The following is a 25,206-nucleotide window of genomic DNA, read 5'->3' on the forward strand; positions in this document are numbered from 1 at the left end:
CCTTACTAGGAGATCGTGTTTCTTCAACCAACAATTTGATAAATAAGACACTTTTTATCAAACGAAGATATAAGGTAGCTATAATAGTTAATTTCGGTGCATTAAGGTGGACAGCTTCCACCTAGGGTGAGAAACCGTCAATCTTCGGGTCTACCCCACCCTAAACAAGGATTTAACTTTCATTTAACAAACAGTTTCTTACTTTTTTTATAGTTAATAATAATTTTGAAATAATTTTTATAAATTACTGATTATGTTGATTGTTTTACCCTTAGCCATTACATCTGGATTAGAGACTTTGGTCTGGATGGACTATAGGTTAGCAGTATTATTTACTATAGTAGTACCTCTATTTCTATTGATTTGGGCTTTTGTCAAAAAATCTGAACCTATTCAACACTTATTGATTATTTATTGGCGAGTTGCTAGTTTGTTTGCAATTACAGTTTACCTAATGATTGCGGCAGTACCTATCGGCTTTTTAACATTATTAATATCTGGATTTTTAATTACTGTAACTTTGTGGTTTTGGGTAGATTTGAATGAGGAAATCCGAGAGTTACGAAATTCTCCCTTGAAGGCAAGTTTTACTTCTTGGCGTTGGGCTGCTACTATTTATAATTTGATAGGAATCATATCACAAATTCCTTTTATTGTTTGTGCTTTTAAATCCCGCAATGATTTACTGAATGAACCTTTTTGTAATGTTTGGTTAGACCCACCTTGGTTATTCAAACAAATTATTCATCCAGATTGGCCTCAAGAATTTATAGGTTTTTTGGGATTTTCTGGATTAGTAATTTATACAATTTTTCTTTGCTATTTTGTTTTGGTTAAATTACAGAGACAAGGGCGATCTGCTACAGGAAATTAATATTATAAGTAGCTAGAGAAAATTAATTTAATATTTGGGTGAGGTATGCAAGAAGCAAAAGGCAATTAATAAATATACAAATAATTTTGCACTGCTGCTTATTTTTGAGTATTTGTTAATTGTACTAGTGTGGGAAATATCTATGTATATTAATATGGTATAGCCTAGATAAATCTTTGTGAAAGTACACTTGTTTTGATTCTTTCCTATTCCCTATTCCCTGAAAATCAAAAATTTTATACCTCACTCCTGATGAAAATTACTATATCCTGAACATAGTATTTTATCTATAAGCAATGAATCATAATATTGCTCATCGTTTGGAACAATATACAATTAAACGACCAAATCAAGTATTAATAGTTAAGGTAGTAATTAATGAACAACCAGATGAAATAGCTATATTTAAAGGTTTTTCTAGTTCTCTGATGAGACCTACTGCTTTTAACCCAGATATACCTGTATTACCAGAAACAGCTAGAATTGTCAGTGTCGATATACTTGCTAGTCCCTACAATCCAGAAGCACCTATTTATATTACACAGGGACTGACCTGGGAGCAAATGCAGTCCCTGTTAACAGAAGTAGGACTTTAGTTAACCATTCCACCAGCAGCTTGTAGACGTGCTCTTGCTCGCTTTAAGGTTTGTTGAGCTTGAATCTTTTCTTGAAGATTATCACCACTTTCAGCTGTTTGCAGACGTTTTTCGGCTTCCTCATAAGCTAAACGAGCTGTTTCCTTGTCAATTTCATCTCCTCTTTCAGCGCCATTAACAAGTATAGTTACTTCATCTGCTTCTACTTCAGCAAAACCACCCATCAGCGCGATCGGCATCCAGTTCTTTTCAGCACGAACTCGCATTACACCTGCATCAAGAGCGGTCAACAGTGGAGCGTGTCCACCTAAAATTCCTAATTGACCTGTTGTACTAGGTAGGATTACTTCTTGAGCTTCTGAGTCCCAAACTGTTTTGTCGGGAGCTATTACACGCACAGTTAATGTCATTTGTCAATGATTTGTTATTGTTTTTTATATGTCAGTTGACTGTCGTTCTCAGGATTGATAACCAACAAGTCAACTGTCAACATTTATTTGCTAGCTTATGACTAACAGAGCAAATATGACTATGCTTCTGCCTTAAGTTTTTCAGCTTTGGCAATTACTTGGTCAATACCACCCACCATGTAGAAAGCTTGCTCTGGTAAATCATCAAGTTCACCAGATAAAATCATTTTGAAGCCTTTCATGGTCTCTTCCAACTTCACATATTGACCAGGAGAACCAGTAAATACTTCTGCTACAAAGAATGGCTGTGATAAGAAACGCTCAATCTTACGAGCACGAGCTACAACTAGGCGGTCATCTTCTGATAATTCATCTAAACCAAGAATGGCGATAATATCTTGAAGTTCTTTGTATCTTTGTAGAGTAGATTGTACTGAACGAGCAACATTATAGTGGTCATCACCAACTACACTTGGTTGCAACATAGTGGATGTAGAATTCAAGGGGTCAACTGCTGGGTAGATACCCTTAGAAGCAAGACCCCTTGATAATACTGTAGTAGCATCTAAGTGAGCAAAAGTAGTAGCAGGCGCCGGGTCTGTCAAGTCATCCGCAGGTACATACACAGCTTGAATAGAAGTAATTGAACCTTCTTTTGTGGATGTAATTCGTTCTTGCAACTCACCCATCTCTGTACCAAGGGTAGGTTGATATCCCACAGCAGAAGGCATTCTTCCTAAAAGAGCAGATACTTCAGAACCAGCTTGTACAAATCGGAAGATATTGTCAATGAATAGTAGTACGTCTTGCTTACTAACATCCCGGAAATATTCTGCCATTGTCAAAGCTGACAGACCTACACGCATCCTAGCTCCTGGCGGTTCGTTCATCTGACCATAAACCAAGGCCACTTTAGAATCGCTCAGGTTGTCTGGGTTAATCACGCCGGACTCAATCATTTCATTATAAAGGTCATTACCTTCACGAGTCCGTTCTCCCACACCACCAAACACAGATACTCCACCGTGAGCTTTAGCGATGTTGTTAATTAGCTCCATGATGATAACGGTTTTACCTACACCCGCACCACCAAATAGACCAATTTTCCCACCACGACGATAGGGAGCTAGTAGATCTACAACTTTAATACCTGTTTCAAAAACGGCAGGTTTTGTTTCTAGTTCTACAAGTTTAGGAGCTGGACGGTGAATTGGGGATTTGTCCTCGGTTCCAACTGGACCTAGTTCATCTACAGGTACACCGACAACATTAAATATTCTACCAAGGGTGGCGGTTCCTACTGGTACACTAATTGCAGCACGGGTATCTACTACTTCCATACCACGCACCAAGCCATCTGTGGCGCTCATGGCCACAGCTCTAACTTGGTTGTCCCCTAGAAGTTGTTGTACTTCACAGGTCACGGACACATCTTGTCCTGCTTCATTTTGACCTGTAATTGTTAAGGCATTGTAGATTTCTGGAAGATTTCCACTAGGAAATTTAGCATCTACTACTGGACCAATAATTTGAGTAATATATCCTACGTTTGTTTTTTCTGCGGTGCTTACCATTCTACCTATCTATAAATTATTGAGCTATCCGAAATTGGTCGGAAAGGTTTTGGTTTGAAGGTTAATATTTGACATTCTCTCCCATGTTCTACATGAGATTCCTAGTTACATATTCCTACACTAACCTTGCAGTATAGTGTATGCTTCTCGCTTCCCAGTCCCGCTTTGGCGTCGGACTCCGCGAGCTTTAAGGACGGGATGCCCCACCGCCCTTTTATACCTTTTCCCCCTGAAAAAGCCTGATTAGGGGGAATTGACATTTTGAGATAGTGCTTCAAGGCATGAATTTCTCATTGACTTTCCGCTTTTCCCGGACAAATACAGGACATTCAAATTATTAAGAAAGACCTTAGTTGTCCTAAAAGGGCTTAGGCTTGAAACCCAATTTTCCGGTCATTTTTTAGAGTATCACTGAAGCGTTCATCCAGGATAATATTAATTATTTTGCTGACGAATTTTCTATATTATACTGGCTGGAATAATGCTAAGTATCACTTTATGTTACTATTGTCAAATATAAAAAACCAAGAAAAATATATGTTAACAATAATATAATGTGAAAATTATTACTAGTCGTTATATTATTATTTAACTATTATCAGTATCTGGCCTAGCCCTAATACGTTTAATAGGTAAATTGGCCACTAAAGCAGTAGCTCTTTGATTATTTTCTAACAAAAATTCTGAATCACTATCATCTATTTCGACATAGCGAGATACTACTTCCATAATTTCTTTTCTCATTGCTTCAATGATTTCTGGATTTAGATCGGCGCGGTCATGGGCAATAACTAATTTCAGACGACGCTTAACTTCTTCACGACTATTAGGAGTATTTCTAGAAAAAAGTTTTTCTATAATTTCGTTTAGCATTAGCTTATCTTTAACTAAGATAGTTAATTTATGAGGTAGGTTGAGGTAAAATCTTCAAGGATCAAATAACTTTAGATGACAATAGTTTGCGCAACCAAGTAAAAAAGTTTTCTGGTGGTGGGTTCAAGTCTATAAACTCTACTTTTTCTCCATCCAAACGACGAGCAATATTATTAAATTCTGAACCTGCTTGAGAAATATTTTCTGCTAATACTAAAGGTTCTCCTCGGTTAGTAGATACAATTACTTTTTCGTCATCTGGAATAATTCCCATCAGTGGAATAGCAAGTATTTCCTCTACATCTTGTACAGACATCATTTCATCAGCTTGCACCATCAGGGGTCTAATCCGATTAACTATTAGATGAATATTCCTGACATTATTTGCTTCTAGGAGTCCAATTACTCTGTCTGCATCACGGACAGCAGATATTTCTGGAGTTGTAACAATTATAGCTTCTTGGGCTGGCGCGATCGCATTCTGGAAGCCCTGTTCAATTCCAGCAGGAGAGTCGATCAAAATATAGTCATATTTTGGCATCAACATATTTACTAATTCCTGCATTTGTTGGGGAGTAACTACCTCTTTCATCCGGTTTTGAGCCGCGGGTAGAAGAGATAAACGGGGTTGTCGTTTATCCCTAACTACTGCTTGTTCAAGGCGACATTCTCCTGCTAAAACTTCTACTGCTGTATAGACAATTCTATTTTCCAAACCCAGAAGTAAGTCCAAATTTCTCAAACCGAAATCTGCATCAATTACTGCGACTCGGCGACCTTGTTGAGCTAAAGCCATCCCCAGGTTGGCTGTGCAGGTAGTTTTGCCCACCCCACCTTTACCAGAAGTAATCACAATAATTCTGCTCATAAGCTATTAGACATTAAGTAATTGTGTATAGTCAATTTTTGTTACAATACAAAGGATAATTGTGTCAATAAAATTTGGTTTTTGCCAAATTAAGTTAGTTAGCAAAGACTTTAAAGCTGATACATTCTAAACTTTGTATGAGTATTTTTCCCGCCTAAATTTTAACTGTTTATCTTGAGGCCATTAATTGCCAGAGATTAAAAATATAATTTTTAGAGATTTCTCATCTATATCCTAAATAAATTTATCAAAATAATTGGGTCTAAAACTTCGCCTTAAAAGGCGAAATGTTTTTGGAGGGGAGCTTAAATCCCCATTACAAAAACAACTTCCGACTTCTGACTTCTGAATTCTGACTTCGTTAACGATATATCTTAGCAAAATCTTTAGCTCTGCTAATGCGAATCCCTTGGTCTACCACATAAGCCACTTCAGGATAAAATTGGGCTGGTGGTTTTTCTGGCCCACGAGCAACTTGATCGGCTATCCTAATGAGAGTAGGTTCCATTTGCAAAGTCATAATCATACTCTTAGAATTTCCTTTAGCACCTGCATGGACTACTCCCCGTAAACGACCCCATACAAGAATATCCCCATCTGCAATTACAGAGCCACCTGGATTCAGGTCTCCTACAATTATTATGGTACCTGGATGCCGAATTTCTACTCCAGAACGTACAGTCATTTGTAGATAAAGTGGTTCAGCTAAAGGTTGAACTTTTTCTATAGGAGTTTGACTTAGGGTAGTCAAGGTAGATTTTTGTTCCACAGAATAGCCTACTGTAGCTGCTGCTACAGCAGTCTGACGACGTGATGTGCTAATTCTCTCTAATTTTAGTTCTACTTCTAAGAGAGCTTCAGCTATTTGTTGGAGTTGACGAGTATCTAATAGGCGGTCAAATGCAATTAGTTCTACTTCTGTTTTTGGTTGCCAAAATCTTTCTCCCGCTTTGAGGCGTTGCTTTAATTGTTGCCAAATTTCTGTCCAAGTCATGGCTGTTGGACTTTCCATATCACCATGATTAGATTCTGGTGGCAATAGTAATAACAACTTTCCTTCCTCTGTTTTGAACCTGACTTGTAAGTTGGTACTTACTTCTTGTGTTGAGGTGGAAGTAGTTGAGACGGAAGCATCAGAAGCATCAGAAGACATAAAGTATGGGATGTTTTTTATCTTTTCCTATAGGCAAACTATCCTATCATATCAGTCATTTAGTTAAGAGTTCTGTTATGGGAGTCAGGAGTCAAGATTCAGGAGTCAGGAGTCAGAAGCGACTTTTAAGGTACTCTTTACATATAAATAAATGGTCGTGACGATCGCGTAATGGTAGAGAGAGTGTGGGAAGTGTGGGAGGTGTGGGGAGTGTGGGAAGAAATTACAAAACATATATATCTTCTTGACGACTTTCTGTTGTCATGGCAAAAGGATTTATTTGAACAATAAAAAAATTGGCAATTAACTTTTTAAAGAAAGTAAGTTTTTGTTGGTCTGGTCTTTCAGGAACAAAACCTACTCCTGAGCGCGAAAAATCAAAATATCCAAGCATAGATCCTTCGGTGTTAGAGTAATCATTAAATAGTGTTGCAAAAGGAATTTCTCCGAAAGTATGCTGGATATTAAACTCAAATAGAAGTTTTTTATTGAAGGTCAATTTTTCATAACGCATTTTGGGAAAAGAATTATATGGATATTCGATTTCCAGAACATATTTATATGTGCCTCCATTTCCTGCAATTTATAATTCAAATTTCTGAATAGGTAAGTTTTGCTATCTAGTTAAATCTTGCTGATGAAAAATTTCTGAGACTTGATAATATTTTCCAGTAGTTTCAAATTCTCCTAATATAAATTTTTGGAGTTTATGCAAAACTTCAAAAACTGTTGTTTTTCCCGAACCATTTGCTCCTAATAGTAAATTTATATTTGATAATTTAATTTCAAAGTTAACCAGACATTTAAAGTTGTTGACATAAAGTTTTTTTAGCATTGGCAGAATTAATAATTTGGAAAAAAGAAGAAAGCACTTTTGGTATCTTGCCATTATGCAATACTACACAAGATGGAAAAATGCTTTTTTTGAGGTAAAAATTTATTTATCTCAAACTATTTATCTTAATTTTTAAATTTTGATTTTTGACCTAATTTTGTACTCTTTAAAAAGATTCTTTAAATGGTCTTAAGTCAAGTTCGTGAGTCCATGCACTCGAATGTTGTTGGTGAATTGCCCAATAGGTTTCTGCAATAGCTTCAAGTTGTAATAAACCCTCCTTACCTTTTTGGGAAACAAAATTTGGGAACTTTGTGCGAGACATTTCCCCATCAATAACACCATCAATAATTACATGAGCAACATGAATACCTTCGGCACCAAATTCTCGCGCCATCCCTTGAGCTAATGCTCTCAAACCTGCTTTTGCTACACCGAAAGCTGTAAAAGGTGGTTTTCCTCTTAAGGAAGCAGTCGCTCCTGTAAAAATCAGAGTACCTTGTTGTCGCTTTTTCATGGTAGCGATCGCTTGTTTGCCAAATAAAAATCCACCAAAACAATTTTGTTGCCAAAGGTTGATAAAAGTTTCGCTGTCTGTTTCTAATAGGGGTGAAGGAATGTTGTTACCAGCATTGTAGACAGCAATATCAAGAGGATAACTTTCTTTGTCCACAACTCTAAATAGTTGTTCGACATCTTGTTCGACTGTTGCATCAGTAACAACCGCAGTTGCGGTACTCCCTTGTTGTGCGATCTTTTCTACAATTAACTGTAGTTTATCTCCGCTACGGCCAGCAACAAAAACGTGCAAACCCTGGTTGGCAAAATATTTAGCAAGTGTCGCACCTAAACCTTCTTCTGAACCAACACCCATGACAACTGCTGCAGATTTTTCACTCATCTTATTTTCCTAAATAAAACTAATAATTTTGGACTACTGTTTAATACTATGTTCTTGAGGTATAGAATCTAGATTTAGATTTTAGATTTTATGGAAGCTTTTTGGCAGAATATTTATATTTTACGAACTGTAATTTCCCTATATCAATAGATATAGCTAACATTCAATCTCCTGAAAAAAAATTTTTTCTACCCCCTTGACACCTTATGTATTATTTATGTAGCATATAAATGTGGCAGTTAAAGGAGAGGCGAACAAACTCTAGAGAAAGAAGCCATATCTGCACCTTGAAAACTAAATAATTAATCGGAATTTTCACAAATATCTATCAGGTATAACAGCAGTAAGAAGTTAAATTATTGTTGTGAATAATGTTGATAATTTTTGTATAAGTCTAATAGTAATAGAGACTACTATAGCAATTCCCATGGTCATAAGATAGATTTAATATCCCCCTAAATCCCCCTTAGAAAGGGGGACTTTGAAGGCTCCCTCCTTAGAAGGGGGACGGGGGGGATCTAAAACCGTACCTCATAGATTAAAGAAGTGCTACACACCATACAAAATCTATCTGAGTTGTCTATACTATGACTTGAAACTTGTGAAATTTGAAGTTATTTTAAATTCGATAAACTGCAATATTATTGGTCTTTTATTAACGATCAATAAGTATACAATTAACTAGAAAAATATTCTTTTTTCTTCAGATAAAAAATTAGGAGGTGTTAATATGGTTCATATTAGATTTGAAGGGCGTTCTTATGATGTTACTGAAAATCAACTAGGCATTACAGAAAATATGAAAGAAAATGCTATTAAAGAACGTCTATCTCAATATTTTGATGTGGGTAGAGAACGGTTTAATTCCTACGTTTTAGACCATCGTCCAAGTGGGGATTTAATTGTTCGTCCTGAAGCAGTTTATGGTTAAATTAATTAGCTAATGTTCCGCACCCTAACTTGTAAAGCGTACATACATTTTGGTCTGCTAAACCAAAGGTTGTAGGTTCGAGTCCTACCATCCCCTCTTTAATATTTTGTGGGGGTGTAGCTCAATGGATAGAGCGTTAGTGTCAAACGCTTTATTGACTTGTGCGGAGCATAATAATAGTGGTTAAAATTCACTTCGTGCCCTAACAAAAAAAGCTTACATACTAGCTCATTTGGTAGAGCATTTGTCTCAAGAACAAACTGTAGCAGGTTCGATTCCTGCGTATGAATCAACAGCTTTTTTGACTTGTACGAAGTGATTTTTAACCTATTTCCGACTTGCGACAAGATCTTAACGCTCCAGATGTAGACAAGGAGCGCGACATTCGCCTTTGGGAAGATGGAGACAGTAAGCTCATTGGTTTTGGGAAGCTATCAATAAAGGAATCAGTTGATGGTTATCTCTCTTTGAGAGTTCATCCGACTTTCAGAGGTGAAGGTATAGAGGAAGAAATCATTAACTGGGGCGAAAAGCAAATGCGGGAAGTCGCTACGAAAGGCGGTGCATCTGTTGTGAAATTGCGCTCTGCTAGTCGTGCTGACAAAACTGAACGTATCGCATTATTAGAAAGTTGTGGTTTTACTCCACAGCGTTACTTTTTTGAAATGGAGCGATCGCTCACCGAACCAATACCTAAACCTGAGTTACCTATAGGTTTTACATTGCACTCTCACTGCTCTCCACAGTTTTCTGGTAAGGTGGGTCAGCGACGGTTCCTAGAAGCATGGGTGGAAGCGTATAATCAAACATTTATTGACCATTGGAATTACCATGAAGTGACGGTTGAACAGGTAGAATATATAGTCAGTAACCCTAACTATAGACCAGATTTGACCTCAGTTGTAATTGCTCCTAATGGTAAATTTGCAGCTTTTTGCTACTGTTGTACTTTCCCAGAAGAAAATGAGCACAAGGGAACGAAAGAAGGTTGGGTAGATACCCTAGGTACTCCCCGTGGTTTTCGTAAGTGTGGGTTAGGAAAAGCTATGTTACTTTCTGGAATGCAACGGTTACAAGCTGTTGGTATGGATAAGGCGTTACTTGGTGTTGATGCTGAGAACCCGTCGGGAGCAAATCGACTTTATGAGTCTGTAGGTTTCCGTAAAGTTCATACTAATATTGTTTATAGCAAAGAATTCTAAGTATCTATGAAAACATTAGTGCTCCGTTCTTATCAAGGTGAAAGGGATCTAGAGGCGATCGCCGAACTTTTCCAAGCTTGTGAAATAGTCGATCGCCTAGATGACTGCGTATCTATTTCCGCTCTGCGACGAGCATTTAATACTCCAGCTCCAGATATAAAGAGCGAAATTTGTCTTTGGGAAGATGGAGATGGTAAGCTTGTTGGTTTTGGGAAATTATCAATCCAAGAATCATCAGTTGATGCTCATCTGTCTTTCAAAGTTCATCCTACTTTCAGAGGCGAAGGTATAGAACAAGAAATCATTAAATGGAGTGAACAGCGAATCCGGGAAGTGGCTATTCATACAAGTACATCTGTAAAGTTGCGCTCAGATAGTCGCGACACTCAAACCGAACCCATGGCATTATTAGAAAGTTGTGGTTTTACCCCAAACCGTTACTTTTTGCGTATGGAGCGATCGCTCACCGAACCCTTTCCCAAACCAGAATTACCCAGAGGTTTTACATTGGAGTCTCCTCTATCCCAGCGGTTTTCTGGTGAAATTGGGCAGCAACATTTCCTGGAAGCATGGGTGGAAATGTTTAACCAAACGTTTATCGATCATTGGAATCACCATGATTTGACAGTTGAGCAGTTGAAGCATGAAACAAGTCACCCCCACTACAGACAAGATTTGGATTTAGTGGCAATTAGTGCTAGTGATGGTACATTTGCTGCTTTTTGTTCCTGCTTTATTAATCCAGAAAAAAACCAGCAGAAAGGAACGAAAGAAGGTAAGATAGGTATTCTTGGTACTCGTCGTGGTTTTCGGAAGTGTGGGTTAGGAAAAGCGATGTTACTTTCGGGAATGCAGCGGTTACGAGATGTTGGTATGGATAAGGCGTTACTTGGTGTTGATGCTGAGAATATGTCGGGAGCAAATCGACTTTATGAGTCTGTGGGTTTCCATAAAGTTCACACCAACATTCTTTATAGTAAAGAATTTTCAGCATGAATATTTCTAACTTTTGCATTCTTAAAAAAATATTTTCTCATCCTCTTGACAGTCATGTATTATTTATGCAACATAAAATATATAAGGTAAATAAAGAGGCAAAGCTGCCCGATCGCTGAACCTAGAAAACTAAATATTCAATTTATGCTTTTAGATAATTTTTGAACTTAGTAAAATTCTATTACTTAATATGCCCTTTATACTTTTAATACTCAAGTTTTAACAGCTTGAATAGATTAAATAAAGCATAGAAAATTTCACTTCGCGCCCTAACAATGAAAGCTTACATACTAGCTCATTTGGTTAGAGCATTTGCCTGTCACGCAAGTGGTAGCAGGTTCAATTCCTGCGTATGAAACAACAGCTTTCTTGACTTGCGCGGAGTGATTTTAATTCCTATCTCTTAAAATACTTTTTCTAGTCAAGGGGAGATTGGATATGGCGTTAAGGAGCGGCTCTGCAGTCTTCGGGAGACCTCGTCATCCCATTCTATGGAAAGCTCCGCTAACGACCGCTTTTTTCTCCTTTAAAGGAGAGGCTTTAAACCTTAATTCTTCGGTAAAAAAAGTTTGTATTTTAGTAGTAATGATGTAAGCATTCAGCTATTAGCAGTCAGCTTGAGCGCAATAAAAATGAACGATGTAGCTCCATAGACTTTTAAGGTTAACTGATAGACTTTTACAGTAACTTTTAATTAGCATGAAATCTCGCTTATTACTTTTTCCTCTTTTAAAGGTAATGAAGCTGTTAACGTTTCGCGGAGCGACATGAAAAGCGCAGCTCCTCCGGAGGAGGCAAGAGGCAGTTACGACCCAGGAGGCTAGCTGAGAGCTGACCGCTGAATGCTTACATAATTTTACTCTACCAAGAAGTAATTGGACTCATGCTGCACATTTAATTATTGCACTTTGGTATTTGACTAATTACTCAGAATCAGAGGCTATAAATTATATTCGCGATCGCATCAAAAAATATAACGCAGCAATGGGCATTCAAATGACTAAAAATAGTGGTTACCATGAAACAATTACAATGTTTTGGGTGAAAAGAGTTCGGCAATATGTAGCTATTAATTCAGCCAACAATTATTTTGTATAAATGGCAAATAATTTAGTCAACCTTTACGAAAATTCAGCTTTACCTTTTGAATATTATAGTAGAGAATGCCTAATGTCTTGGGAAGCTCGAAAAAATTGGGTAAAACTAGATTTGAAATCCTTTGACCAATTTCATTAATAACTTTTAATTATCCTTAAACACTAATATTATGTCTAAATAACAAGTGATAAAAAAGTTTTTGTTTGTAGTAGGGCTTCAGCCCGATAGGCTAAAGCCCTACTACGAGCTTTTATTTATAGCAATTCCCAAAGTTATAAGGTACATTTACGATCCCCCTAAATCCCCCTTTTTAAGAGGGACTTTGAAGGCTCCCCCCTTTTCAAGGGGGCGGGGGGGGGATCTAAAACTGTACCTCATAGATTAAAGAACTACTATAGCAGTTATCGTCGCGCCCTAAACCAGAGAGGTTACATACAACTTATTGGGGAGCTTATAAGTACAAAACTCTCTGAACTTGCGCGGTGTATTTCATCATAAATATTAATATTAATACTCCGCAAAAATGCCAACGATAATTGTCTCCTAAAAGTGGATTTTTTTATAATTAAATCAGTTAATAGCCAGCAGTTATAGGTTCTCAATGTATGATTAATTTTACATTTAACCTTAAAAATATTAACTGATAACTGTTGAATGATAACTGATAACTGAATAAAGGGGTAGTTAAAATGAATAAAACTAAGATGAATAAAGATGAACGCGATTTACGTCTAGAAATGCTCAATAGTCTGCTCACAACTCCTCACCGTCAATTAGAAAAAGTAGCAGAAATTCATCAATTAATTGTTGAATTAGACCCAATTTTTTACGGACATTTAGCAGTTTGGTATCAAAATAACGGTGACGTGCGAGACCATAAAGAAGTGTTCTTAGGAAATTTGCTAACAAGTAATCTTACAGAACACCGAGACGCAGGTTTCATAATGCTACAAAATTTCCCTCCTTACCAGGTTTCACGCATTGTAGACTTTATGAAACAACAGCAAAATAAAATGCCACGTTCCGCGCGTACTGCTGTTACCCGTTATTTGCGCAAGCGCGAACAAAACTCAGAATTTTTCGACCGCGCTGCTATCCGTAACCGCAAGGCAATGAAGCACTTATATGCTACCTTGCACATTAAACCAAATCCTCGCGCTGATGCCATCTTATTTAAGAAAAGACCTCCAGAAGATAGTCTAGCTTTCATGTTGAAGCAGTTGGCAAAAACAGAAACAGCAGCAGAACAAGCAGCTTTAATAGTGGAACACAACATTCCCTATACTATTGCTGTGGGAGCAGTAAAAAAATTAACACCTACTGTATTAGTAGCGTTAATTAATTCTATGTCTCCCCAGGAAATTATCAATAACATGAAGTCTCTGACTGCTCGTGGGGCAATGGAACACCCAGAGGTAAAGGCGTTAATAGATCAGAAATTGACTGAGGCGCAAAAGAGCGATCGCGTATCTGCTTATAAAGCTAAAGTTGCTGCCGATGCTTCCCAGGTTGATGCCGAAACTGCTGCCAAGTTAGAGCAGGTGACTAACGAGCAAGTCAAAAAGCGCGGTAAAATTTCTCTACCAACAGCTTTACTTGTAGATAAGTCTGGTTCCATGGAAAAGGCGATCGAAGTTGGTAAGCGTTTAGCTTCCCTAGTTTCGGGTATTACTGAAGCGGAACTATTTGTCTACGCTTTTGATACTATGCCTTATCTTGTGACTGCCGAAGGTACAGAGTTGAGTGACTGGGAACGTGGTTTCAAACATATTCGCGCAGGTGGAGGTACAAGTTGCGGTTGTGCTGTAGAAGCAATGCGACGCAAAAAGCAAGTTGTCGAACAGTTTATTCTGGTGACAGATGAAGGAGAAAATACTTCACCTTATTTTGCTGATGCTTACACTGCTTATTGTCGTGACTTGGCGGTAATGCCAAATGTGGTTATCGTGCGTTTAGGTAACTATGCTTCTAATTATGTAGAAAGTCAACTGAAGCAAAAGCAAGCGCCAGTGGAAACTTTTAGTTTCAAAGGTGACTACTACTCTTTGCCTAACTTGGTGCCAATGTTGTCTCACCCTTCACGACTAGAGTTGTTGATGGAAATTATGGAGACTTCTTTGCCAGTGCGTAATGATAAGGAAAGTCAAAAGTTAAAAGTCAAAAGTTAAAAGTAACTGGACTTACGCAAAATACCAAGTCATACACCATTTGTAGGGGCGAATGGCATTCGCCCTCTACTAGATATGGTTGTTCTGCGTAAGTCCTGAGTAAGAAAAAATAGAACTTAGGCAGAAACCGGGTTTGTCGATAATTAATTATGTACATTCTCAACTTCCGCCTATTTTTACTGTTCATGGTGATAATGATTTAAGTGTCCCATATAATCATGCAGTAAGATTTCACGAATTACTTAATCAGGTTAACGTACCCAATCAATTATTAACTATTCCAGGGGGCGATCATGGGAGTTTTAATTATAGTCAAAATGTCAATATTTATGAAAATATTGAAGATTTTTTCATAAAATATGCTTTGTGCAATGAGTAATTTGAACTTATATCCCATATTCCGCACGTCAAGTTGTAATATTAAAAGTAGTATAAAAAATGGTAGCGCGGGTTCGTATTTATACTCTATAAATCCTATTCATTGACCTTTCTCAGGAGTCAGATTCTCAGGAAAATATTAAGCATAAATACTCAATTACTTACTCCTATTGACCACTTTGATTGCCTCCTGTCTCCTGTCTCCTGTCTCCTGTCTCCGTTTTTCATGCTACATTTTGTCGTGCGGAATGTAGGTTATATCATGTCTGGTTGAATACTTACACTTAGGAGGAAGTAAGGCAGAAGGCAGGAGGCAGAAGGCAGAAGGAAAGAAAAGGTTAGAAGGCAGAAAGTTTTTTTATCACGCCCTTATCCGGACATGATACAGCAAATTTCGGAGCAATGATGTACAGGGTCAATGATAAAAATTTGTAGTGCGGGCATCTTGCCCGCTTCGGGGTGTACCTCATAACAACGGAAAGCGCTGTATTACGCAGAAAACGGGTTTATCGATGAAATTTTGTGATTTTAAAATAATCAGGGCAATAAACCCGGTTTCTTTTTTGCTCAATCTCCCCTACTTCCCCACTCCTCCACTCCCCTTTAGAGACTGGTGAAACTATGAAAAATATGCAGAAAGCTTATCAGGTAGCTGCTGTTGCTGTAAAGCAAAGATTTACGGAACAACGCCCAGAAGATTTAGCAATTTTAAATAATATTAGCAAAGAGGATATAGCTGTTTACTCAGGTAGTTATGACCATGTTGAAAAAATTTTCCAATGCTTAAAACTACCAATACAAATAAATCCTAATCCACAAAAATTGGATGCCAAAATTATATTTGTGAACTGTTCTAATTCTTATGAAAATCAACTAATTAATTCTCTGAGAGAACAGGTAGAAAATGGTAAATGGTTAGTAACTTCCGACTGGGCATTAGGTAATTTTATTGACCATGCTTTTCCTAATACAATTCGTTGGAATAAACAACACACTGGGGATGAAGTTATTTCTGTAGAGCCAAGTTTAAATAGTTTGTGGTCAGAAGTAGTAGTATTGGGAGCAGACCCGCAATGGTGGCTCGAAACTAGCAGTCATCCTATTGAAATTCTTAATCCTAAAGTTACTATTGAAGCTGCCAGTCACGATCTATTAGTGCGTCACAAAGCACCAGTAGTAGCAGTTAGTTTTGATTGGGAAAAGGGACACGTTTTTCATGTTATTAGTCATTTTTGGTGCAAGCGCAGTCGAGCATTAACTAAACGACATCAAGGAATTTGTACTGATTTTATGGAAGCAGGAATGCGGTTAACTGATGATGGTATTAAGACGGTTTTGTCTGAAACTAATATTAAGGCAGATACTCTTAACTTTGCTCAATTACAAAGTGCTGCTACTGCAACTGAGTTGGTAGTGCAGTTGTGCGTTGGTGCTATTAAAAGAACAAAACTATAACGTTATAGTTAGGGAGAATAACTGTGACTAAAAAAGAAAAGTCAAAAAAGTCTAATCTTCTTTACCAAAGATTAACAGAAGCATTAGAAAATGGTAGTAAAGTCCGCATTGAAGCAGAGGAAACTTATTATGGTCTGCTTTATAAAACTGATATAAAACGTCATAATATGACATTTTACTGTTTACTTCCTGCTTCAACCGGAACTGTCGGCAGCACTCCGTCCACAGGCATTAACGGTCAAGCCGACCGCATTTCGCAAATTGATACTTGCGTTCAGATCACGGTCTATAGATATCCCACAATCAGAACATTCATAAGTTCTCAGGCTTAGTGGCATATCTTGGACGTGACCACAGTTAGAACAAGTCTTAGAAGATGGGAAAAACCTGTCAACTACAGCTAGCTTAGAACTGTACCACTCACACTTGTACTCAAGTTGTCGTCTAAACTCATAAAATCCTTGGTCTGCTATAGATTTCGCTAGCTTGTGGTTAGCTAACATTCCACTAACATTCAAATCTTCAATGACAATTGTGCCGTGGTTTTTGGCTAAGTATGTTGTCAATTTATGAATTCCATCTTTGCGGATGCTAGCTACTTTTCTATGCAGCCTAGCTATCTTCAGTTGTGCCTTTTTCCAATTAGCAGAACCAACTATTTTATTGCGGTTAAGGTATTGTAACTTAGAGAGCTTGCTTTCAAATTTCTTGTAAGATTTAGCACCAGGAAAAACAACTCCCGTGCTTAAAGTTGCTAAGGTTTTTACACCTAAATCAACACCTACAACTTGAGTAGTTTTTGGAGTTGAAGTCGGAGTAAATTTATAGCTACAGCTAAGATACCAATCACTAGCCTGTCTACTAATAGTTATTTTTTGAGTAGTCGGCTAGGGTGGAAATATTTCCCAGTGATATAGATTTAGCTTTGGTTACTTTTAAACCAGAGAGAGGAAGTTGTAATTATCCGGCGCTGAAAATAGGTAATTCTGACAACCTGAGAAAAGGTAGTTCTATCTATATTTCTGGTTTTCCTATTCGGGGAGGGAAGTTGGTATCCCAGTTTGTGCCAGGTGATGTTTCGGGTTTGGAAAGTTTGGCACGGGGTTATGGGGTTTCTTACGATGCTTTAACAGTGGGTGGAATGAGTGGAGCGCCTGTTGCGGATGTGACGGGTGAGGTTGTAGCAGTGCATGGAATGAGTGATGTGGAAATTGTGAAAACTTTTGCTTCTCTACAAGGAAGTTGGTCTAAGGAAGAACAACAGACTTATCAGAAAGCTGTGGAACGACTAGAAAAGGGTGTTGAACGTTTGACTTTTTCTTGGGGTATACCTATTAATCTGTTTCAAGAATATCGGGGAAAGGCGATCACTCTAGGCATATACAAACAGAAGGTTGAATTACAAAGGCAACTGGAGGAGGAACAGCAGCAGCGTCAAAAAGCTGAAAAGCGAGTGCAAGAGCTAGAACAAGAACAGAAAGCAAAACAAGAACAGATAGTAGAATTGCAAAAGCAACTGAAGGAGGAACAACGGCAGCGTCAAGATGCTGAACGGCAATTGCGAGAGCTGAAGGCTGAAAAACAAAGGCAGGTAGAAAATGAAATTTCTCTAGATTCAGCTAAGGAGGTTGACTATACAAAACTGCGTGACTTATTGGCAGCAGGACACTGGAAAGAGGCAGACTTAGAAACAGACAGAGTAATATTACAAGTGGCAGGTAGGGAGTCGGAAGGATGGCTGAGATATGAGGATGTGAAGAATTTTTCTTGCCAGGATTTAGGCACGATTGACAAACTTTGGGTAAAATATAGTAATGGTAAGTTTGGTTTTTCTGTGCAGAAGCAAATTTATCAAAGTATGGGTGGTACAAAAAAGTATAACAAAGAAGTATGGATAGCCTTCGGTAATAAAGTTGGATGGCGCAAAGGGGGAAAATGGTTGAGTTATGACAGTTTAAGTTTTAGCGATAAGCATTACAAGGGGCATCTTCCTTGGGGAGTTTGGGCACCTCCTGGGGGGGGCTATAGATGTGGAACTTCCTCTCTGGTGCGAAAACTTGTAAACTTTAACATATAGTTGTTTCAGACGTTAATGAAAAAAGTTTTGGAAAGCTTTTTTTAGTAGTTTTCTTTATTTGAGCATATTCGATACCAGGCACCTAGTTCAGTTATTAGTCTTTATCCCAAAAATGCCCAGTACGGTTAAGCATCTTAATTACTCACCTAAATATTTCCGATCAAGCATTTTTCCAAGATTGGCGATTGCCAAATTCAAACTTTCCTCAAAAATAAGTCAACCAATATTTCCCTACCCTACCTTTGTTGAATAAAATATATCGAGCGCTCGATATAAATTATCTGCTATGCAAATTTAGTTAGCTTTCAGCGTAACGCACCATCAGATTATCAATAAAAAAAAGGTGCATGACGGCAAAATTTCTTGAGTTTCCCCAAAATCGAAAAAAAGGATACCGTCACACACCCTACTACTTTCCGGTCAACTTATCTTCCTCTGCCAAAAAAGTTTCCAAATAAACAACACGCGACTCCCCAAAAGAACCAGAATTTGCCGACTGATAAAAAACATCTTCATTTTTTAATGCTTTAGTAGTAGCTCGAAACGCCTCATAACCATCCATCCCCACATCCAAAGTCATCAACAACGGACAATTCTCACCGCTTGACTTCGTTTTGACACACAAGACTTGTTGTTGTGGAGTATCAGGATCATCGCGATATCCTAGAGAAACTAAACCATCTTCCCGAAAATTTTCTAACCGCCTTTCTATTTCTTGGCATCGTCTTTCAGGAGACCAACCTCCTCCCATCGGTATGACCATACCTAACCAGGGTTGTTTTTTCTTGTCATTGTCATACATTACTGTCCAAACTTCTTTGCCTTTATTCGTATCTTGTCGTAGCTCGCAAGAAAAGCGGTCTGTTTTTTTCACTAAAAAAGTAGGCCGACCTTGCCCAAAAGTAATACTTAAACCTAAGAGACTGTTTGTAAAGGAAATATAAAAAGGATATAGGGAACAGGGAACAGGGAACAGGGAATAGGGAATAGGTATGGAGGGAGGAAGAAATCAAGACAACTATTTGTAAGTTAAAAATCTGGGAATATATGTACCTTTAAACCTCTGGTATCTAGGAAATTTCAATCTCTTGAAGTACTACCGCTTTTAGATTTTAGTCATTATTTGCTCTGTTAAGACTTATTTTACAAACAGTCTCTAAGGCATCTATTAATAATGAAATTGCAGAAATTGTCAGACTTGCTACTGCTCCTATTGCTGCAATTTTTCGATTCCGTCTCACCAGTTTCTCCTTATATATATATATATATATAGTTATGAATATTTTTTTAGGGTATCGAAATAGACCCCCCCAATATTTTATCCAATGTTCTGTGAGGAGTTTTCGGAAAAGTTGAGCTATTTCAGTTATCAGTTATCATATAAAATCCAGTTGAACAGTCGTCATTGCGACGATAGGAAGCAATCTCGTGGCACCTCTGCTCTGAGATTGCTTCCTTCCACTCCGTTCCAGTCGCTGCGGACTTGGGTCTAGTAATTATCCTGATTTAATATCAGTTATCAGCTTTTGATAGTTCAGTTATCAGTTTTCCCAGATTAACTTTCCTCTAGTAAAATTCATGCTTCTCAAATATCAAAGTTATAAATGAGGCGATAATTGCAGAATTAGACTGTGAGTATATCTGTGCGCACTTTTCCCATTATAAATAATAATAACACAAAATTATTTAAAGTCAACCCTTTGCTCAAATTTTTTTCTGGAAAATATTCATGGGAGCGTTCGCCTTTTATCAGTTATTAGTTATCAGTTATCAGCAGTTCAGTAGGGTGCGTTGCGCTTTCCTACGGAATGCTGCGCAAACGCTAAGGCACCGAACATTATAAAAAAAGAGGCGGTGCGTTACGACGGATTTATGAACTCCCTTCATATTCTGAATTTCAGCCGTCTAACGCACCCTACATTTTAGCTGATGGCTGAGTGCTAACCGCTGAGTGCTTCTTTAGAAGAGACGGTGCGTTACGACGGATTGCCAAATCTCTTTCAGAGCTTAAATTTATTCCGTCTAACGCACCCTACAAATTTGGCTGATAGTAGTAATCTAGTAGGGTGTGTTAGCGAAGCGTAACGCACCGAACATAATGGAAGAAGCGGTGGTTACTTCTCATTATCAATTATCCATTATCAATTATCCATTTTAACTGTAAGCTTCTATCGGCAAACAAGAACAGACAAAATTACGATCGCCAAAAGCATTATCAACCCGCCCCACAGCAGGCCAAAACTTATGCTCTCGCGTCCAAGGTGCAGGATAAGCAGCACGTTGTCGAGAATAATCATGTTTCCACTCATCGACCATTAAACTCTCAGCAGTGTGAGGCGCATTCTTCAACAAATTATCCTCTTTATCTGCCTTTCCAGTTTCAATTTCCTCTATTTCCTGACGAATAGAAATCATCGCATCACAAAAACGGTCTAACTCCTCCTTCGACTCACTCTCCGTCGGTTCCACCATAATTGTACCCGCCACAGGCCAAGAAACAGTCGGCGCGTGAAAGCCATAATCCATCAAGCGTTTGGCAATATCTTCGACCTCAATACCAGCCAACTTTTTCAACGGACGCAAATCCAAAATGCACTCGTGAGCAATAAACCCATGCTTACCCTTATACAAAACTGGATAATAACTCTCCAACCGTTGCGCAATATAATTAGCATTCAAAATCGCGATCTTAGTTGCATCAGTCAAACCATCTGCACCCATCATGGCAATATACATCCAAGAAATAGGTAGAATACTGGAGCTACCCCAAGGTGCAGCAGATACCGCTCCACTAGAATTTTCCCCACCAATATTAATAACAGAATGCCCCGGTAAAAACGGTGCTAAATGAGAATTGACCCCGATCGGACCCATTCCCGGACCTCCGCCACCGTGAGGAATGCAAAAAGTCTTGTGCAAATTCAAATGACAAACATCAGCACCTATTTCCGCAGGACGACATAATCCTACTTGAGCATTCATATTCGCTCCATCCATATAAACTTGCCCACCGTAACCGTGGATAATTTCACAGATATCAAGAATCTCTTCCTCAAATACACCGTGAGTAGAAGGGTAAGTAATCATTATGGCAGCTAAATTATCTTTATGCTTTTCTGCCTTTTTCTGTAAATCTGCAATATCTATATTTCCTTGACGGTCACACTTAACAACCACAACCTTTAACCCACTCATCACTGCCGAAGCAGGGTTTGTACCATGAGCAGATTCAGGAATGAGACAAACATTGCGATGTGCTTCCCCACGGTGAGCATGATATTCGCGAATTACTAATAAACCAGTATATTCTCCCTGGGAACCCGCGTTTGGTTGTAGAGAAATTGCTGCAAAACCTGTGATTTCTGCCAACCATTCCTCTAGTTGCTCAAACATTATTTGATAACCTTTGGTTTGAGAAGTAGGAGCAAAAGGATGAATTTTGGCAAATTCCGGCCAGGTTACAGGTATCATTTCTGCTGTAGCATTAAGTTTCATTGTACAGGAACCCAAGGGTATCATTGATGTTGTCAAAGATAAATCTTTTGACTGCAAGCGATGGATGTAACGCAAGAGTTCGGTTTCAGAATGATAACTGTTAAATACTGGGTGAGTTAGATAACTGCTAGTACGAGAGAATCCCCCCTGACCCCCCTTGGTAAGGGGGGGAGTGTTTTCGGTGTTCTTAGTAAGGGGGGAAACGTTTTCGATGTCTGGCAGTGCTTTCCCACCAGCAAAAATTTGCCACAGATTTTGTACATCCGTCTCAGTGGTAGTTTCATCTAGAGAAATACCAACTGTTTGTTCGTCAAAGGTTCGCAGATTAATACCTACATTTTCAGCAGCATCAATAATTTCTTTTGCATTTTTCAGAGGAGAGTCAGCACCCACTGTTATCCGAATAGTATCAAAAAATGATTCTGCACCAATTTGATAACCAAGCTGTTTTAAACCTTCTGCCAATTTAAAAGTCAAATTATGGATATTTTCGGCAATTTCTTTTAAACCATCCGGACCATGATAAACCGCATACATACCTGCCATTACTGCCAGTAAAACTTGAGCAGTACAAATATTACTCGTTGCCTTCTCCCGGCGAATATGTTGTTCCCGCGTTTGTAGTGCTAACCGTAACGCTGGGTTGCCATTAGAATCTTGAGAAACTCCAACAATACGTCCTGGAGTTTGTCGTTTATAAGCTTCTTTAGTAGCAAAGTAAGCAGCATGGGGACCGCCATATCCCAGAGACACGCCAAAACGTTGAGTATTTCCTACCACAACATCAGCACCAAATTCTCCAGGAGGTGTTAGTAAAGTTAAACTGAGTAAGTCAGCAGCAACAGTTACTAAACCTCCTAACTCGTGAACTTTTGCCACAAAGTCGCGATAGTCATAAATTGCTCCGTCGGTAGCAGGATATTGGAGGAGAGCGCCAAAAATTGGTTTGTCAAAAGTGAAAGTCCGGAAGTCGGCGACTATTACTTCTATTCCTAATGGTTGTGCCCTAGTTTTCACAACTTCAATATTTTGAGGATGACAGTTAGAGTCAACAAAGAAAGCTTCTGCTTTGGTTTTGCATAAACCGTAACTCATACTCATCGCTTCTGCTGCTGCTGTAGCTTCATCAAGCAGAGAAGCATTAGCTATTTCCAAACCAGTTAAGTCGGTAACCATAGTTTGGAAATTTAGCAATGCTTCCATCCGTCCTTGAGCTATTTCTGCTTGATAAGGAGTATAAGCGGTGTACCAACCAGGATTTTCTAGGATATTGCGGAGGATAATTGGTGGAGTAGTACAGTCGTAATAACCCATACCAATGAAGGAACGAAATACCTGATTTTTAGAGATTATTTCTTTGATTTGAGCAAGGGCAGCACTTTCACTTAGAGACTTGGGCAAATTGAGGGGTTGCTGGTATCGAATTTTCTGGGGAACTGTTTTGTCAATTAGGTCCTCTAGGGAAGAAATACCTAATACGGCCAGCATTTGTTGAATTTTCTCAGAAGTAGGGCCAATATGTCGTTGGGAAAAGTCAATAGACTTTTGGCCTTGGTTAGCTAGTTGTAGTTGATTGCTTGACTTTGTCTTCGATTGATGTATTGCTACCACTTTGATGTTCCTTGAAATCAATGTCTCATTATAGTTGTAACAAAAATTAATACCTAAATGCTAGGTAGAGAGTCAAGTCATCTGTTGGGATTATGGGCCAAATTTAGGTATTGTTAATCAAGAAGCAGTTACAGATCAAAAAATCAAGTATTTCAAAGTTAAGTAGCCAGGCATAATTACAGACATAATTAAATGTCACTATGTCCGCAGCGACTGTAACGGAGTGGAAGGAAACAATCTCAAGTGTTGGAGCTGCATCAATATTTTGTTAGATATAGGACTTACGCATTTAGCACAAAAGTATTGGCTTGAGATTACTTTCCTGACGGAATGCTTTGCAAAGGCTCTGGTTTGTCGAACGTAATGACAAAAATAAGTTATTTTGCATAAATCCTAAGATGACAGAAATAAGTTATTTTGGATAAATCCTAAGATAGTTAGATTTATTCACGTTTACCTACTTAAAACTGAAAAAATACTGAACTGAAAAAATACTGAATCGAAACTTTTAACTGCAAATATATTATTAAAGTTTTTACTACTATTAAAGTAGTAGTTTTTTGATTATGAATATAAAATTTATTGCTGCTGGTTTAGGGACTTTAACTGCTTTCTCATTATCATTAAGTGAAGCCAACTTAGGACAAGCTCAAGCAGTTGAGAATAGTGTTAATTATGCTCAGATGGAATTGCAGGAAAACTCAATAGAACCTGATAGTGTTAATTATACTCAGATGGAATTTGATTGGGAGGAGTTGTGGGAGCAAATTAATAGTTTCCCTTTGTTCAGATATACGACAGGGATAACTTTAATATTTTTCTTGATTTTTGTCTTTGCAATCTGGCGGGAAAAAGAATTAAAGTTAAACCCAATTACTATGAGGCATGAAAGAGTTAATCTTATTACTTATTTTAATAATCTCTTATCTTCTATAGCTAAGAAAGAACCTTGGGAAATATTCGAGAAAATATTTGTGCCGATTTTTATAGGTTTAATTGCTAGTTTTATTGCTTACGATCTAGAACAACTTGAAGAAAAAATTTCTGACAAACGTTTCCATGAGCAAATATTGGCTAACTATATGAAAGAAATTAGACAAATTTTATTAGAGCAAGAAAGGATTAATGTTGAGAGAAAAAAGATTAATCCTAATAATACCGATCGGGATAATCAGGATATATTTAATGGTTTAATTCAGGCCAATACATGGAATTTAGCATTACGTTTAGAAGATGACGCTAAACTAAAAGGATTATTATTGCTATTTTTGTATGAAACTAGATTAATTCTATGTCAAACAGATTTAGATTGTAATCAAATAGATCTTCAAAGTATCAACCTAGAAAATGTTCAATTAATTGGTGATTATTTGAAAGACGCTAACTTAAGAGGTGCCAACTTGTCTAATGCCAAATTTGAAGATGTTGTTCTTGTAAATTCTGACTTAAGTCATGCAACATTAGTAGGAAGTAAATGGAGAGGTTCCAGATTAAGGGATGCTAATCTTAGTCATGCTAAATTGAATAATGCCGATCTGCGTGGTGCTGACTTAAGCGGAGCTGACTTAAGTCATGCCAACCTTACTGGAGCCAAAATAGATAAAACCACCATATTATTGTTTGCTACTTTCTGTAAGACAACTATGCCAAATGGAAAAAGAGAAGATAAAAATTGCCCAGCCAATTAATTAATTTCATAAGTTTGTTGCAG

At 37.9% G+C, this 25,206-nt stretch carries 24 protein-coding genes and 2 tRNA genes; 14 read left to right on the forward strand and 12 right to left on the reverse strand.

Features of this window, described 5'->3' with window-relative positions; translation table 11 throughout:
• Positions 1 to 253: 253 nt before the first annotated feature.
• Positions 254 to 874, forward strand: a complete 621-nt coding sequence (locus ACP6PM_RS29385; RefSeq protein WP_426590422.1) for a DUF3177 family protein — start codon at positions 254 to 256, stop codon at positions 872 to 874.
• Between the two features lie 296 nt (positions 875 to 1,170).
• Entirely contained in the window at positions 1,171 to 1,470 is a 300-nt protein-coding gene (locus ACP6PM_RS29390) for a DUF7734 family protein (protein WP_426590423.1), read from the forward strand.
• Here the strand turns inward: ACP6PM_RS29390 and atpC are convergent.
• From atpC to ACP6PM_RS29430, 8 genes are all read right to left on the reverse strand, one after another.
• Positions 1,467 to 1,880, reverse strand: a complete 414-nt coding sequence (atpC, locus tag ACP6PM_RS29395; protein WP_426590424.1) for an ATP synthase F1 subunit epsilon — start codon at positions 1,878 to 1,880, stop codon at positions 1,467 to 1,469. The genes ACP6PM_RS29390 and atpC overlap by 4 nt on opposite strands.
• A gap of 119 nt (positions 1,881 to 1,999) precedes the next feature.
• Complete coding sequence (atpD, locus tag ACP6PM_RS29400) at positions 2,000 to 3,454, reverse strand: F0F1 ATP synthase subunit beta (RefSeq protein ID WP_426590425.1); 1,455 nt, start codon at positions 3,452 to 3,454, stop codon at positions 2,000 to 2,002.
• Between the two features lie 588 nt (positions 3,455 to 4,042).
• Positions 4,043 to 4,327 carry a cell division topological specificity factor MinE gene (minE, locus tag ACP6PM_RS29405; RefSeq protein WP_426590426.1) on the reverse strand — a complete coding sequence of 95 codons (285 nt, stop codon included), beginning with the start codon at positions 4,325 to 4,327 and terminating at the stop codon, positions 4,043 to 4,045.
• Positions 4,328 to 4,388: 61 nt separating this feature from the next.
• Positions 4,389 to 5,195 carry a septum site-determining protein MinD gene (gene minD / locus ACP6PM_RS29410; RefSeq protein WP_426590427.1) on the reverse strand — a complete coding sequence of 269 codons (807 nt, stop codon included), beginning with the start codon at positions 5,193 to 5,195 and terminating at the stop codon, positions 4,389 to 4,391.
• A 361-nt stretch (positions 5,196 to 5,556) separates the two neighbouring features.
• Positions 5,557 to 6,348: a septum site-determining protein MinC gene (minC, locus tag ACP6PM_RS29415; RefSeq protein ID WP_426590428.1), complete on the reverse strand. Its 792-nt coding sequence runs from the start codon at positions 6,346 to 6,348 to the stop codon at positions 5,557 to 5,559.
• 223 nt (positions 6,349 to 6,571) lie between these two features.
• A complete protein-coding gene (locus ACP6PM_RS29420) occupies positions 6,572 to 6,862 on the reverse strand; it encodes a hypothetical protein (protein WP_426590429.1) in 291 nt (96 codons plus the stop codon).
• A gap of 102 nt (positions 6,863 to 6,964) precedes the next feature.
• Entirely contained in the window at positions 6,965 to 7,183 is a 219-nt protein-coding gene (locus tag ACP6PM_RS29425; RefSeq protein ID WP_426590430.1) for an AAA family ATPase, read from the reverse strand.
• A gap of 166 nt (positions 7,184 to 7,349) precedes the next feature.
• Positions 7,350 to 8,084: an SDR family NAD(P)-dependent oxidoreductase gene (locus tag ACP6PM_RS29430; RefSeq protein WP_426590431.1), complete on the reverse strand. Its 735-nt coding sequence runs from the start codon at positions 8,082 to 8,084 to the stop codon at positions 7,350 to 7,352.
• A gap of 730 nt (positions 8,085 to 8,814) precedes the next feature.
• On the opposite strand from ACP6PM_RS29430, the gene ACP6PM_RS29435 reads away from it, so the two are divergent.
• The 10 genes from ACP6PM_RS29435 (at position 8,815) to ACP6PM_RS29480 (ending at position 16,312) form a co-directional block, all read left to right on the forward strand.
• Positions 8,815 to 9,015: a hypothetical protein gene (locus tag ACP6PM_RS29435; protein WP_426590432.1), complete on the forward strand. Its 201-nt coding sequence runs from the start codon at positions 8,815 to 8,817 to the stop codon at positions 9,013 to 9,015.
• A gap of 217 nt (positions 9,016 to 9,232) precedes the next feature.
• A tRNA-Leu gene (locus ACP6PM_RS29440) sits at positions 9,233 to 9,302 on the forward strand.
• Positions 9,303 to 9,353: 51 nt separating this feature from the next.
• On the forward strand, positions 9,354 to 10,217 hold the full coding sequence (locus tag ACP6PM_RS29445; protein ID WP_426590433.1) for a GNAT family N-acetyltransferase: 864 nt from the start codon (positions 9,354 to 9,356) through the stop codon (positions 10,215 to 10,217).
• Between the two features lie 6 nt (positions 10,218 to 10,223).
• Positions 10,224 to 11,213, forward strand: coding sequence for a GNAT family N-acetyltransferase (locus ACP6PM_RS29450; RefSeq protein WP_426590434.1), 990 nt, complete (start codon positions 10,224 to 10,226; stop codon positions 11,211 to 11,213).
• Positions 11,214 to 11,496: 283 nt separating this feature from the next.
• A tRNA-Asp gene (locus ACP6PM_RS29455) sits at positions 11,497 to 11,571 on the forward strand.
• A 557-nt stretch (positions 11,572 to 12,128) separates the two neighbouring features.
• Complete coding sequence (locus tag ACP6PM_RS29460; protein WP_426590435.1) at positions 12,129 to 12,311, forward strand: hypothetical protein; 183 nt, start codon at positions 12,129 to 12,131, stop codon at positions 12,309 to 12,311.
• The gene (locus tag ACP6PM_RS29465) at positions 12,312 to 12,449 is read left to right on the forward strand and encodes a hypothetical protein (protein ID WP_426590436.1); all 138 of its coding nucleotides are present in this window, start codon (positions 12,312 to 12,314) and stop codon (positions 12,447 to 12,449) included.
• 566 nt (positions 12,450 to 13,015) lie between these two features.
• Positions 13,016 to 14,479, forward strand: coding sequence for a hypothetical protein (locus ACP6PM_RS29470; RefSeq protein WP_426590437.1), 1,464 nt, complete (start codon positions 13,016 to 13,018; stop codon positions 14,477 to 14,479).
• A 133-nt stretch (positions 14,480 to 14,612) separates the two neighbouring features.
• The gene (locus ACP6PM_RS29475) at positions 14,613 to 14,858 is read left to right on the forward strand and encodes an alpha/beta hydrolase family protein (RefSeq protein WP_426590438.1); all 246 of its coding nucleotides are present in this window, start codon (positions 14,613 to 14,615) and stop codon (positions 14,856 to 14,858) included.
• A gap of 620 nt (positions 14,859 to 15,478) precedes the next feature.
• Entirely contained in the window at positions 15,479 to 16,312 is an 834-nt protein-coding gene (locus ACP6PM_RS29480) for a hypothetical protein (protein WP_426590439.1), read from the forward strand.
• A gap of 194 nt (positions 16,313 to 16,506) precedes the next feature.
• Here ACP6PM_RS29480 and ACP6PM_RS29485 read toward each other — a convergent pair whose 3' ends face one another.
• Complete coding sequence (locus tag ACP6PM_RS29485; RefSeq protein WP_426590456.1) at positions 16,507 to 17,184, reverse strand: RNA-guided endonuclease InsQ/TnpB family protein; 678 nt, start codon at positions 17,182 to 17,184, stop codon at positions 16,507 to 16,509.
• Positions 17,185 to 17,204: 20 nt separating this feature from the next.
• Here ACP6PM_RS29485 and ACP6PM_RS29490 point away from each other — a divergent pair, with 20 nt between their 5' ends.
• Positions 17,205 to 18,389: a GUN4 domain-containing protein gene (locus ACP6PM_RS29490; protein ID WP_426590440.1), complete on the forward strand. Its 1,185-nt coding sequence runs from the start codon at positions 17,205 to 17,207 to the stop codon at positions 18,387 to 18,389.
• Positions 18,390 to 18,798: 409 nt separating this feature from the next.
• Here ACP6PM_RS29490 and ACP6PM_RS29495 read toward each other — a convergent pair whose 3' ends face one another.
• The 3 genes from ACP6PM_RS29495 to gcvP all read right to left on the reverse strand — a co-directional run bounded on the left by ACP6PM_RS29495 (position 18,799) and on the right by gcvP (position 23,423).
• Positions 18,799 to 19,263 (reverse strand): COP23 domain-containing protein, encoded by a 465-nt coding sequence (locus tag ACP6PM_RS29495; RefSeq protein ID WP_426590441.1) that lies wholly within the window; start codon positions 19,261 to 19,263, stop codon positions 18,799 to 18,801.
• Between the two features lie 238 nt (positions 19,264 to 19,501).
• A complete protein-coding gene (locus ACP6PM_RS29500; protein ID WP_426590442.1) occupies positions 19,502 to 19,630 on the reverse strand; it encodes a hypothetical protein in 129 nt (42 codons plus the stop codon).
• 913 nt (positions 19,631 to 20,543) lie between these two features.
• Complete coding sequence (gcvP, locus tag ACP6PM_RS29505) at positions 20,544 to 23,423, reverse strand: aminomethyl-transferring glycine dehydrogenase (protein ID WP_426590457.1); 2,880 nt, start codon at positions 23,421 to 23,423, stop codon at positions 20,544 to 20,546.
• Between the two features lie 638 nt (positions 23,424 to 24,061).
• On the opposite strand from gcvP, the gene ACP6PM_RS29510 reads away from it, so the two are divergent.
• Complete coding sequence (locus ACP6PM_RS29510) at positions 24,062 to 25,183, forward strand: pentapeptide repeat-containing protein (protein WP_426590443.1); 1,122 nt, start codon at positions 24,062 to 24,064, stop codon at positions 25,181 to 25,183.
• Positions 25,184 to 25,206: the final 23 nt, after the last annotated feature.

Origin of the sequence: Dapis brunnea BLCC-M229, from assembly GCF_050015995.1 — a bacterium.
Taxonomy (GTDB): domain Bacteria; phylum Cyanobacteriota; class Cyanobacteriia; order Cyanobacteriales; family Microcoleaceae; genus Trichodesmium.